Origin of the sequence: Brachybacterium sp. AOP3-A1-3 (assembly GCF_052378285.1) — a bacterium.
Classification (GTDB): Bacteria; Actinomycetota; Actinomycetes; order Actinomycetales; family Dermabacteraceae; genus Brachybacterium.
Genome location: NZ_JBQSXM010000003.1, coordinates 321,695 through 334,453, shown reverse-complemented (window position 1 = coordinate 334,453; position 12,759 = coordinate 321,695). Strand labels below are relative to the sequence as shown.

General features: G+C 64.2%; 6 protein-coding genes and 2 pseudogenes. 1 reads left to right on the top strand and 7 read right to left on the bottom strand.

The annotated features are described in order from the left end of the window. Nucleotides 1-7: 7 nt before the first annotated feature. From ACT3T5_RS06760 to ACT3T5_RS06730, 7 genes and pseudogenes are all read right to left on the bottom strand, one after another. Nucleotides 8-1,042 (bottom strand): annotated as a pseudogene (locus tag ACT3T5_RS06760) (IS30 family transposase). Nucleotides 1,043-1,130: 88 nt separating this feature from the next. After that, the gene (locus tag ACT3T5_RS06755) at nt 1,131-2,528 is read right to left on the bottom strand and encodes a hypothetical protein (RefSeq protein ID WP_444593950.1); all 1,398 of its coding nucleotides are present in this window, start codon (nt 2,526-2,528) and stop codon (nt 1,131-1,133) included. Between the two features lie 233 nt (nt 2,529-2,761). Beyond that, nucleotides 2,762-4,092 (bottom strand): annotated as a pseudogene (locus tag ACT3T5_RS06750) (ISL3 family transposase). Between the two features lie 242 nt (nt 4,093-4,334). Continuing rightward, nucleotides 4,335-6,008 (bottom strand): glycosyltransferase, encoded by a 1,674-nt coding sequence (locus ACT3T5_RS06745; RefSeq protein WP_444593949.1) that lies wholly within the window; start codon nt 6,006-6,008, stop codon nt 4,335-4,337. 476 nt (nt 6,009-6,484) lie between these two features. Continuing rightward, nucleotides 6,485-7,738 (bottom strand): UDP-N-acetyl-D-mannosamine dehydrogenase, encoded by a 1,254-nt coding sequence (gene wecC, locus ACT3T5_RS06740; RefSeq protein ID WP_444593948.1) that lies wholly within the window; start codon nt 7,736-7,738, stop codon nt 6,485-6,487. Between the two features lie 307 nt (nt 7,739-8,045). Then, nucleotides 8,046-9,740: a hypothetical protein gene (locus tag ACT3T5_RS06735; protein WP_444593947.1), complete on the bottom strand. Its 1,695-nt coding sequence runs from the start codon at nt 9,738-9,740 to the stop codon at nt 8,046-8,048. 43 nt (nt 9,741-9,783) lie between these two features. Next, on the bottom strand, nt 9,784-11,706 hold the full coding sequence (locus tag ACT3T5_RS06730; protein ID WP_444593946.1) for a glycosyltransferase family protein: 1,923 nt from the start codon (nt 11,704-11,706) through the stop codon (nt 9,784-9,786). A gap of 264 nt (nt 11,707-11,970) precedes the next feature. On the opposite strand from ACT3T5_RS06730, the gene ACT3T5_RS06725 reads away from it, so the two are divergent. Beyond that, nucleotides 11,971-12,738: a DUF6270 domain-containing protein gene (locus ACT3T5_RS06725; RefSeq protein ID WP_444593945.1), complete on the top strand. Its 768-nt coding sequence runs from the start codon at nt 11,971-11,973 to the stop codon at nt 12,736-12,738. The last annotated feature ends 21 nt before the right edge of the window (nt 12,739-12,759 follow it).

Sequence of the window (12,759 nt, the reverse complement as noted above, 5' to 3'; positions counted from 1 at the left end):
GTTGGTGTCAAAGCGTGGAAGCAACATGGGGTTCGCCGGCAAGTAATCGGGCGAAGGATTCTGTCGGTGTCAGGAAGCCCAGCCGGCGTCGGGGTCGGTTGTTGATCTCCTCCGCGATGGTGGTGAGGTAGGGCTGATGGTCAGGGATCACGGTGCCCTTGGGGATGTACTCCCGGTAGAGCCGGTTCGTGTTCTCGTTCGAGGGCCGTTGCCACCGCGAATGAGGGTCTGCGAAGTAGACCGGCATGTCCGTGGCCAGGGAAACCTTCGCGTGCTGAGCCATCTCGCTGCCCTGATCCCAGGCCAGCGAGGTCTGCATCATCTCGGGCAGCTCGTTGAAGTACTCGATGACCGCGTCCGCGGTGCCTTCGGCGTGTTTGGAGGGCAGGGCCAGCAGGCCGGTGAAGGCGCTCATCCGCTCCACCAGCGTCGCCGCGCACGAGGACCCGTTCTTCCCGATGATCAGGTCGCCCTCCCAATGTCCGGGAACCCGGCGCTTGGCGGCGTCCTCGCCTCGCTCCCAGATGGGCACCATCCCCACGATCGGTCCGCCCCGGGTGCGGCCGGGCGTGCGGGGTCGGCGCTTGGTCCGCTTGGACTGCAAGAAGACCCCGCGCGTGGCGAGTTACCCGCGGGGGATCGCGTAGATGTACTGGTAGATCGCTTCTCCGCTGGCAGTGCGACCCTCGGCGTCGGGTGAGTTCTCCATGCGTTCAACGGTCGGGTCTGCAGCATCCAGACGCAAGCGACCCGCGATCTCGTTCGGCGTCCGCGACGCTGCGAGATCGGCGTTCACACGGGCCTGGAGCACCGGATCCTTCGCCACTTTCCGGACCTGTGAGCGCGACCGCTGACGCTGCGCTTTCACGTCCGCGGTCACGGCTTGATAGCCACGGGTCTTCGTCGAGTTCCGCCGCAGCTACCTGGAGACCACCGAAGGACATCTACCCAGGTGAGAGGCGATCCTGCGGACGCCCCACCCGGCCTTCGATCCCGTTGAGATCTCCATCCGCTCCGTGAACGTGAGCCTCCGCCGCACCATCCCAGGCCTCCTCGCCTCGAGCCCCCACCGACCGGGAGTGTTGCTTAGACGCTATGACACCACCCATCGCTATTCGTGAAGAGGACTTTTAGTTGCTGATTATAAGATCTGCAGATTTGGCGAAAGACAAATTGAGCAAATCGGCATTATGGGACTGGAGGCGGCGTTTATTTACGCGCGCTTCGTCAACGGCGGTTTGGGCGCTTTCGGATGCCGATAACCCAATCGCTTCTGCTACTTCTTCCTTGGCTAGGGCCAATGCCCCTTCTTCTATCCACTCGGCGTACGCATCGCCGTCCTCGCCGACGGCCCCGCCTCCTACGGGTGTCCCAAATATTCGGCCCGTACTTACCGTGGCAGCGTTGACAATGGTCAGGTCCTGGATATTCGTAGGCGTTGGACTCTTCGACTCCTGGTCGAAAGGGATATCTTTTAATCCCGGCGCCAGAGACTCCATGACATCGAAGTAGATCTGTCTGCCGTCACGCCCATCAGGACGATCAGTGATCATATCGGTCAGGATCGATTCTAAGGGAGAGAATACAATATTGTGATGTGGGCGATGCCCGAAATGGAAGCGGTTCCGGAACTCTCTGTAGTGCAAGACCAGCGGCGGAGTGTCCGGCCGAAATGCTTGCAAATTCTTCGAGCTCTCTGCTACGCGATCTCGCCAATCAGTAAAGGCGTCCGGGTGCATATAGGCACTTCCTTTGGCGGCCTGACTGGAAACATCTCGGCCGCTATAGTACGGGCGGAAATTGCCACCCCCCGCACCGTGTGCGTGAACCGCGCCAAAATCAAACTGGGAGCTATGGAGATACACCGGAAGGTATACGCCCAAAGAATCTCGACGCCACTCCTCCAGGGCGCGGCTTTGACCCATCTTGCTCTTAGTCTTCTGACGCTGAACGCCGAGCGGGAGACGATAAAAGTCTGAAATATTACTGGCGACTTCAAAATCGTTAATTTTGTGCGGTGCGGACACGATCGCAAAGCGATGATTATTTGGATCAAAATGCTCCTCGGCGATCATGAACGCCAGTACAGCCCGGGAATCGATGCCGCCACTAAGGTCGCACTGAATCGAAATTCGGTCATCAGTGGTAAGCGTGGAAAGTCTCGATCTCCAGACGGAAATGTACTCTGCCAGTGCCGTGTCGTAGTCGGGCAGCTTCCGGGGCGGGGACGAAAGTATCTCGATGCTGGGGTGGTTGATCAGCGCGGATGCGAAAGACGGGAGAAGTTCAATGTTTGCAATTGGTGTCATCGATGTCGTTAGCTGATCGTTAAAGCCCCGTCGTACACCAAGTGCCGCAAGTAGTGAATCGAGATGGGTTAGGCGAACGCCGTTGGATCGAAGATGCTTTATAAGCTCATAGAAAGAAGAACTGAGCGCCCATTTGTCTCCATTTTGGTAGAAAAAGATGCGCGCAAGCCCCCGCGAGTCTGTACCAACCGTCCAGCCGTTGGCGTTACGCGATACCACGGTGTAGCATCCGTCGTTTCCCGGCGTTACGCTCTTGCCTGTCCGGGCTTGGTAATCGTCTGCCCCGGACTGTCCGATTATAAGGTCCGAGCCAATCCAGCAGTAACCATCGAACTTCGGCTCAACTTTGGATAGGTATGAGGAAAGTAGTAGCATTGAGTGGTCTCCGGAGCTTGTGTGCGGTGTTCTCGGGCATGATACCAGCGCGTCTTGCTTCGGCTGTAAGGGGCTCTTCAGAGTTGAGTGTGGGGTGAGGCGTCGAGTCCGCCGGCGATGAAGAGCATACGGAGTCGGTAGTGCTCGAAGTTGCGGAACCCTCGGGCGATCCGACGGCCGAGCTCGATGATGCCGTTGACGGCCTCGGTCCCGCCGTTGCTCGCACCGTCAGTGTCGAAGTAGGCCAAGAACGCGACCTTCCAGCGGCGCAGGGTCTTCCCCAGTCGCGCGATCTCGGGGATCGGGCAGCCGGGCAGCGTGTCGATGAGCCGCTGAGCGAGCCGGCGCCCCTGCGCGGGCGTGGAGTGGACTGGTGGAACACGTCTCGGAGGTCCTGGGCGCACTGGTAGGCAACCTCGACCGCGACGTGTTTGGGATCGGCGGCGAACGCAGTCTCCAGCCGTGTCTGCTGGCGCGTGGTCAGACGCTCACGCCCTGCGCGGAGGACGTGGCAGATACCGAACAGAGGGTCACCCTTGCGGCCGCGGTGGCCGAGGGTCTCCTGCTGGATCCGGCGGCGGACGTCGTCGACCGCGGCACCGCCGAGCTTGACGATATGGAACGCGTCCAGCACGCAGGTGGCGTCCTCGAGCTGGTCATCGATCGCGTTCTTGTATCCCTGGAACGGGTCCAACGTCGCGATCCGGATCCCCTCACGAAACTTCTTGCCGCGGTTGTTCAGCCAGTCGCGGTAGGCCTTCCCGGATCTGCCCGGGACCAGGTCCAACAGCCTCGCGGTGGGGTGTGGTCCGCGAGTCAAGTCGACCATCCCGGTGAGCTCCTTCGGCCCGCGCCTGTGCGGATCACGGTGATGCCAGATGTGCTCATCCACGCCCAGGACCCGCACGTTCTTGAACCGGGCCGGGTCATTCGCCGCCCGTGCCAGGAGCGGCTGGACCTGCGACCAGACCGTGTTCCAGGTCGTGCCGAGCTGCCTGGCCAAGCCCTGGATCGTCGCTCCCTCGCGGCGGAGCAGGCTGATCGCCCACCGGATCGCACGGGTCGAGAGCAGGCCACGCGGCGCGCAGACCTCGGGGTCCTGCTCCACGAATGAGACCACCGCGCAAAGGTCCTCGCGGCAGATCCAGCGGCGCTTACGCCATCGGATCCGCACCGGCCGACCCGCCCAGAGAGCGTCGATCATCTCGATCGTGATCCGGCCGTGGCCAGTGGCGATGACCCCGCAACCAGGACATCCCGTCACCGGGTCCCAGGACTCGACCTCGAGGACCAGCCCGGCCCGGGTCTTCGAGACGGCCACCAGATGGAGGCCGGGGAAGTCCAGGAGAAGGTCGCATCGGTCGCAGCGATCGAGCGCGTCGGGGCATACGCAACTATGGTTGAGCATTGTCGAGGTCCTTGGTGCGAGCAGAGGTAAGAGTCCGCTCATCATCGAGGACCTCGACGTCTATACCCAGCTACACCACACCACCGGCACGCCCACACTCATCTCTGAAGAGCCGGTTTACTGTCTTGGTGACGCTTTCCACCCAATTTAGATGATTTCATCTGTGTGTCCGAGCAAAATTGGGCCACACAGAACTGCGTATACCATTACGTAGCACTGCGGTGAGACCGGGGTCGAGATATTTAGGTAATTTCCCGGTAAATGTCCGCGACATTAGTGGCCAGTCGAGTCCAGTCTCTGTTCTCCGTGACCCATGTACGAGATCGCTCACCGATGCGACGCGTTAGGTCGGGGTCGTCTAGCAACTTAGTGAGCATCTCGACGAGAGAATCGACGTCGCCTTTCGCGTGTAGAAATCCATTGACACCTGGTGAAATGATCTCCGCGAGTGCTGCGACGTCGGAGGCGATGACCGCCTTGCTCATGGCCATCGCTTCGAACGGCTTGAGGGGGGAAACCATTTCGCAAACTGGTAACGGGAGGCGGGGAAATGGCGCGATATCAATGAGCGAATAGTAACGTTCTACATCTTCATGGGGGACACGACCCGTGAAGGTGACGACATGGTCGAGCTCGCGGTCTCGACACTTTTGTTGCAGTCGCCGCAGTTCCGCGCCTCCCCCGACGACGAGAAGATGGAAGTCTTCGCGGGTTCGGTTTAGAATCTCTGCCGACTCAAGCAATAGATCGAGGCCTTCGTAGTCGAGGACGGACCCGACGTAGCCGATTACTGTGCAGTCGACCAGGTTCAGCTGGGATGCGAGCTCTTCGTCCCGAGGAATCGGAGTGAAGCGGGACGTGTCCACGCCGTTAGGGACGATACGGATCTTATTGCTATCGACCCCTCGGCGGACCATCTCGTCGCGCAGCGCTGAAGTAATGGTGATGACTCGAGTTGCGCCTCGGGCTACATCCGCTTCCATTGAGGCGAGAAAGTGAAACTCATCGCTTTGCATCCACGAGGCATCGCGCGAGCCTCTTGTCACTTCCCAGAGCCCTCGCACTTCATAGATGGAAGGGATTCCCAGCTGACGCGCTGCGGTCACGGCAGCGAGGCCGTTCAGGTGGTTCGATGCGGCATGGAGTAGCGCGGGGCGTTCCTCGTGGGCGAGGTGGGCTACGGCATCTGCATATTTCTCGGTGTAGTGAAAAATCGGGTTCTTTCTCTCGATTTCTCGGCCACTCAGTAGGCGCCGATAGGTGACGTTACCGATATCGTCGATGGCGGCAACATCGGGGATGTCTGCCATCCCCGGGAGGTCATACGGATATCCGAGTCTGGTAACCCCGTCGATGTGCCATCCTTCTCGATTGAGTGCGGAGAGGAGCCCATGTGTTCGCGTTGCATATCCAGCCGCACTGTACGGCAAGGAATTGTGTACCAGGTAAAGTACGCGGCGCGGTTCCACGTCGAAGGCAGGGTTGGCACGTGTGTCGGGGAAGGGGAATCCTGTCCTGCCGATCTGTATGTTGCTGTGAGCGCTCTTCTGGGCTTCGTCCTGGAGGTGCAGTGCCCATGAATCGTGAGGCCGCAACGAAAGGTACTTTTCTAGGTAGGCAAGTGTCCATTCGATCCCATCTGTCGCCCGCACGCGACGAATCGCTCGTCGCAGCGCATTGATGGGAACGGCGCGAGAATCAGCTTGCTCCAGCAGTGCGATGGAGACGGAGTGGTCCCCGCGACCCAAGGTGACAGTGAGATGGGCACGTAGCGAGTCGTTTTCCCCGAGTTCCGCACAGGCAGGCACTGATTTAAGGGTCGGGGGTGTTCCATTTTCGTATGTGCGATCGATATGTGTGATAGCTCGACTGACAGGATCGCTGGTAGTGCCGATCCGGTCGAGAAGATCCTCCATTCGATATGGTATAGCATAGTCTAGAGCGGCACGATGCGAGTGGGGATGGTTATCGATATCCGCACGAAGTCGCTCCAGAGCCCATCTGGCCCGGATGTCCGGGAGGTTTAGCTCTCTTACGAGCTCCAGGTATAGTTCCAATGCATCGACGAGCGCTCCGTCATGGGCGAGTGCAATGGCAAGTACTTCTTCGGCTGCTGGGCCGCGTGAGTGTGCGACGAGAAATTTGGCGTACTCGAGCATTAGTGGGGGATCGTAGTGAGATATCCCAACCGCAGATCGAAATGAAGCCATTGCCTCCTCGAATCGAGTCGGATCCGTGGAAAGCAGTCGAGCTTTGTCTAGAAGGGTGTCATCTTCGGTCTTGCTCTCCGAAAGTTTGCTGGCTGTCTTCGGAGGAAGGTGAGTCGGATAGGTTTTTCGCAAGGAGGCTACAGTCTGTTTTAGCTGTCGGGGCCATGTTCTCCAAGAACCGATCACCGCCATAGACCCTTGGTGTCAATAACAATCTTCTCTTGCAGAAGTCCACGTTCGATCTGCTTGAACGGATCGTGGTCGACTAGGAGGAGCACGATGTCGGCTTGCTCGAGGGCCGAGTCGAGCTCTGCCAGCTCGACGTTGCCCTGCTCGGCGAGCTCCTTGGGCAGCTCGTCGACGTTCGGCTCCACGACGAGCACAGTGCCCTCAGTGAGCCTCCCCGCGAGGGACCCGGCGATGTTGCGGCTGGGGGACTCGCGCAGGTCATCGATGTTGGCCTTGAACGCGATGCCGAGGGCGGCGACGGTCGGGTTCTTGAACTTGTCGGCCTTCTCGAGCACCTTCTGGATCACGAGCTCGGGCTTGGAGTCGTTGACCTCGCGCGCCGTGCGGATCAGGTTGGAGTGTTCACGATCCGCAGAGACGATGAACCACGGGTCCACGGCGATGCAGTGGCCGCCCACGCCCGGGCCGGGCTGGAGGATGTTCACGCGAGGGTGGTGGTTGGCGAGCTCGATGAGCTCCCAGACGTCGATGCCCTGGCGGTCGGCGATGATCGACAGCTCGTTCGCGAAGGCGATGTTCACGTCGCGGAAGGCGTTCTCGGTCAGCTTGGCCATCTCGGCCGTCTTCGCGTCGGTGACCAGCAGCTCGCCGTGGCAGAAGCTCGCGTAGAGGTCGCGGTTCAGTTCGGCTGCCTCCGGCGTCATGCCGCCGATGATGCGGTCGTTCTCGACCATCTCGATCATGATGCGGCCGGGGAGCACCCGCTCGGGAGCGTGGGAGAAGTACAGCGAGTTGGGGAGGTTCGGCTCGAGCGTGAACTCGGGGCGAGCCGTGAGGATCACGTCCGCCATGTGCTCGGTGGCGCCGGGAGGGGCCGTCGACTCGAGGACCACGAGCTCGCCGCCGGAGAGCTTGGGGGCGATGCCGCGGGCGGCCGCCTCGATGTAGGAGAGGTCGGCGTCGTGGTCACCCTTGAACGGAGTGGGCACGGAGACGATGTAGGCGTCGGCCTCGGGGGTCTCGAGCTGCGCGGAGAGCTTGCCCTGGGCGACGACGCCGGCGACGACGGTCTCGAGGCCTTCCTCGACGAAGGGGACCGTGCCCGCGTTGATCGCGTCGACGTTGGCCTGCTTGACGTCGACCCCGATGACCGTCTTGCCGGCCTGGGCCAGCACCGCGGCCGTCGGGAGGCCGATGTAACCGAGACCGATCACGCTGACGGTATCGAGGGGGACGTTCGGGCTCATCGGGTCTCCTGGCGTTTGGGGGAGGGTGTAGTGACGTCGCGCGCGACGCCGCCCATCACAGTAGCTTCTGTGTGGAAGCTGAGGAACAGCCAGTACAACAGTTGTCAGCTATACAACAGGTGTTGCGGGCGGTCGTCCAGAAGTTCTCCTCTCGGCTACGCATTGGACACCTGCTGGTCCAGAGCCGTTCTCCTCGTCGGATACAGGACGCGCAGGTCGGAGGTCTCGATCGAGCGGCCGACCCAGTGGCGTGGGACCCGCGTCGTCGAACTCACGAGTAATCGACAGACCTGAGCGGCTCGCGCTGCTAGCCGTCGGAGGGCTCAGCGCCGCTGCTGGCCGGCTCCAGCCGCAGCAGCGTCACCGTCCCCGGCTCGCTGGTCACGGACAGCGGCTGGGCCGGAGCGAGCGTCGCGTCAACGAACTCGCCGTCGAGCACCGCTGGGGCGGTCAGCGCGGACTCCCGGGCATCGAACGCGTCGCCGGAGAGACGTGAGCCGTCGGCCAGATCCCAGCGCTGGGGCGCGTCCCCGGGAAGGCCGCTTGGGGCACTGACCTCCACGGCGACCGCGCCTCCGTCTGCGGAGTCGTCGGCTGCCGAGGGATCCCGCAGATCGACGAGGTCCAGCGCGATGCTCCCGTCGTCGCCGTATACCCCGTGGACCATGACGGCGCCGTCGCCGCTCACGTGGGGCGCCAGCACCTGGCCTTCGGGCAGGTACCCGAGCTGCATGAGCGAGAGATAGCTGGTGCGGCCGGCAGCGATCAATCCCGGGTCCTCAAGGGTTCCGTTCGCGCAGATCGGGCTCATCGGGGCGCCGCCGCTGCATGCCTGCAGCGTGGAGTGGAAGGCGAGTCGCTCGGCTCCGGCCTCGGCTGCGGTCAGGGTGAAATCCGAGGTCCACAGCGCCTGAGCGTGCGTCCGCGAGGTCTCGTTGGTGCCGGGGCAGGAGGTCGGCCCCGTCTCCTCCATCCACAGCGGCAGATCGTTCTCCTCGGCGACCCCGACGCCCAGGTCCACCAGTTCGCGCGTGCGCTCGCGCAGGGCGGGCGAGGTGAGGTCCTCGAGGGTGGGATTGCCGATCGAGGACGCCGGGCCCTTGCAGTCCCACAGCGGATACCAGTGCATCGTGAGCGCCGTCGTGTTCGGCAGCTCCGCTTCGGTGAAGGCACGCATCCACGTGGTGTCGTAGGCTCCGGGACCCGCGACCGGGATCCCCGGCGAGGCCTTCTCGAGCGCTGCCGAATACTCGTGGAGCGACTCCTGGTATGGCTCGGGGCCCCAGCTCTTGTCGCGCACGGCGAGCTGCGGCTGATTCTCGTGGAAGAAACCGTTGGGCTCGTTGCCGATCGCGACTGCGAGCAGGCGGTCACCGAACGCTTCACGGGCGTGGGCGGCCATGTCTGCGGCGCGGGCGGCGTCGTCGTGCCCCAGATCCAGATCGATCGTCACCAGGGAATCCACGTCCTCGGCGGTTGCTGCGACCCGCTCCAGATCTGCCGGGGTGACCGTGACGTCCGCCCACGAGGGGGCGGGCTCGTCCGAGGAGGTCCACCACATCCGCCGGTCCACACCGTTGCCACCGAACCGCAGGGCCGGCCGGTTCAGCTCAGACAGCATCAGCGTCAGATTCGAGTGCGGAGAGTCCCACAGCTCTGAAGCAAGCTCGGTGGCGTCGAAGCTGAGCCCCACGGTGCCGCCGACGGGAGAGGCGCCCGGCTCGAGAGCGAAAGATGCGGTGATCGGCTCGCCGCCCGCATCGGCCACCGGGGTCAGAGTGAGCGGCCCGGGATCGGCGTCGTAGCCGGGGAGGTCCAGCTCGGTCCATGGCTCGGGCGTCGGCTCCACCGTCGGGGAGGACGTCGACGACTCGTCCGGCCGGAACACCCCTCCGTCGCCGAACAGCGCTCGGGGCTGCTGGATGAAGGTGCCCACCACGAACAGCACGATCACCACGGCGACCACCACGGAGGCCGCGATGGACCAGCGACGTCGTGTCATGACTCCCTCTCGTCGTGCAGGCTCAGCGCGGCAGGGCGGACGGTCAGATCATCACGTGGGCGTCGTTGCGCCCGAACCAGGCCACGTCCGCGCTGGCGAGCAGCTCGCGGTCGTCCACGGACCAGGCGTGGCCGCCGGAGTCGCCGTGGCGCATCTGGGTGAAGCCGAAGCGGTCCGCGGAGTAGATGCGCCCGCCGGCCGTGACGACCGAGTCGAGGAAGCTGGTGTCCTCCCCGCGGGAGATATCCGCGAAGGGATGGGCGGTGAACACGTCGCGGCCGGCGGTGATCGTCGGCCCCATCACGCGGTCGGTGAAGCGGTGCTCCATCCAGGGGAAGCGCAGGAGAGTCGCGTCGGTCCCGGCCAGGTGCATGTAGTGAGCGTGCTTGCCCACCACGTCCGCGGCGGAGAACTCGCGGGCTCGCAGCAGGTCGTGGAGGTAGTGCTCGCCGTAGAGGTCGTCGTCGTCCATCTTGGACAGCACCTCGCCGTCGGCCCGTTCGACGGCCGCGTTCAGGCACGCGCCCAGCGTCCAGTCGGACGGCGCCTCCAGCAGCACCACGTTCTCCACTCCGAGGTCGCGCGCCTGCTCCACGATCTGCGCGGGCGCGGTGAAGCCGTGGGTGACGAGGAGGAGCTGACGCTCCACGCCGACCTGCTGGCCAATCTGGGACACCAGGTGACCCAGCTGCTCGGGGCGGTTGGTCGCCGCCAGGATGCTGACTCCCGGCACGCCCGCTGCACCGGTGAGGCCCGCCCGGCCGGCCTTCTTCCCGAGGTTCACGGCTTCGAGCACCTGACGGGCGCGGTGAGTGTAGGTGTGCTCCTGCCAGATGCGCCGCTGCGCGCGGTGCACGGTGTGATCGCGCAGCTCGGGGGAACGCACCAGCGCCCGCACCACATGCGCGGCGTCCTCCCGCGAGTCGACCACGGGGACCTCGTCGGCCGGGAAGAACTTCCCGATCGCGGGGGAGGGGGCGGAGACCACCGGCGTGCCCGAGGCGGTGATCTCGAAGATCCGCCGCGCGCACATCGACGGGCTCGTGACCACGGAGTTCACGTTGAGGAACACCTTGTACGCCTTGTAGGCGGTGAGCATCCGGTCGTACCCGAGCGAGCCGACCACCCGATCGGCGAGGGCCCCGGGGAACTGGTACCGCTCGTCGTCCCCGAGGAAGCGGGAGAAGATCTCCAAGCCCGTCTCCATGCGCGAGGAGACATCCAGCGCGCCGCCCAGCAGCATGTCCATCTGCTCGCGGCGCTCGGGGAACTTGTGCGCGAAGTACATACCCGCGAAGGCCACGTCCCGCGCCTGGTGGCCGTGCTTGGGGCGGATCGGATTGTGCACGGCGGACTGCGCCGCGAAAGGCAGCACCTCCACGTTGTCGTGCCCCAGCTCCTCCCGGTAGCGGGGCAGGAGGGTCACATCCGTGGTGAAGACCTGGTCGAAGAGCTTCGCGGTGTCCAGGAAGTCCTCGAAGTGCGGCGGGTCCTCCTTGTTCCAGAACACAGTGGGGATCCCGGCCGCCCGGCAGTGGGCTACAAGGTCCTGCAGTGGCTGGGAGGGAGCCTTCGAGCCGGTGAGCTGGTACTGCCAGGCGTCCTTGTTGCCGTGCCAGGCGGACTCCACCAGCAACAGATCCACCGGCCGCTCCGTGAGCTGCTCGCGCCAGGTCGACGGCGTCACGGCGACGGTCTCGAACTCGTGGCTCCAGGCCAGCATCGAGAAGTCGTCGAGGATCACCGCGACGCGCAAGCCCTGCAGGCGAGGCGCGCGCTCGACGAGCTGGGCCGGCGGGAAGGAGAGGTGCCCCTGGGCGTCTGTGCTGCCCAACCCGTCGCCCACTCCGTAGGACACGGTGCGGCGCCGCCGGTTCCAGGTGCGCACCTGGGCCAGGCCACCGGTGCGCAGATGCCACAGCCCTGTGCGGAGCGTCTGCAGGCGGGACGAGGACTGCGGGGGCATGGGCACCTCAGGGTGGGTAGGGCGAAGAACAGGCGCCCCATGATCCCATGATCAGCAGGGGCAACGAGGCCCGACGTTGTCTCGTCGGCGGTCCGGATGATCCGCGGCAGCAGCGCGGACGACCTGGCGGCAGCACCGCAGAACGGCTGTCGGGAGCGCCACAAGGAGGCTTCGACTCCGTGGCGACCGCGCCACGCCCAGGTACTCTGACGCCCGACCCGACCTGCTCGGAGACCCTGCCACCAGAACGATAGAGGACCTGCCGTGACCGATCAGCCTGCCGAGACGACGCCGATGCGCGTGGCGATCTACGGCAGCTGCGTGGCGCGGGACACCGTGGATCTCGCCGGTGGTTCGCACCTGAGCGTCGCCGACTACGTCGCGCGGCAGTCGCTGATCTCCGCCGGCCAGGACGCGTCGTCACGCTTCCCCGAGGATCCCCAGGTCTCCTCCCGCTTCCAGCGCCGCATGATGGAGGCCGACTTCGCCGGAGACCTCGAGCAGCGACTCGAGAAGATCGCGCCGACTGTGGATCTGATGCTGTGGGACCTCACCGATGAGCGCCATGGCGTGCATGTCTTCGACGACGGCTCCGTCGTCACGCGCAGCATCGACGTCACCGCTGTGCCCGAGGTTCTGGAGGTCGTGAACGAGGCTCGCCATGTCGCCTTCGGCTCCGACGAGCATTTCGCGCTCTGGGCCCCGCGGGCCGAGGCGTTCCGTGATCGCCTGCGCGAGCTCGGCCTCTTCGAGAAGACCATCGTGCTGCAGGTGCCGTGGGCGCTGGTCACCGTCGACGGTCGCGAGACGCCGCTCAGCATGGGTACCAGCGCGATGGAAGCCAACGAGGCCTATCGGCGCTACTTCGACCACCTGCGCGAGCTCGGCTTCGAGATTCTCGAGCTGCAGCCCCTCGGCGTGCTCGCGGACCCCGAGCACCGCTGGGGCCTCGCCCCGTTCCACTACACGCAGGACGTGTACGAGGAGATCGTGGCCCGAGTGCTCGCCATGCGTGACCTGCCGCCGGCCTGAGAGGCAGGTCGTGCCTGTCGA

Coding starts and splice junctions, on each gene's coding strand:
- ACT3T5_RS06745 (WP_444593949.1), bottom strand. CDS start 6,008: ATGGAGGATCTTCTCGACCGGATCGGCACTACCAGCGATCCTGTCAGT.
- wecC (WP_444593948.1), bottom strand. CDS start 7,738: ATGAGCCCGAACGTCCCCCTCGATACCGTCAGCGTGATCGGTCTCGGT.
- ACT3T5_RS06735 (WP_444593947.1), bottom strand. CDS start 9,740: ATGACACGACGTCGCTGGTCCATCGCGGCCTCCGTGGTGGTCGCCGTG.
- ACT3T5_RS06730 (WP_444593946.1), bottom strand. CDS start 11,706: ATGCCCCCGCAGTCCTCGTCCCGCCTGCAGACGCTCCGCACAGGGCTG.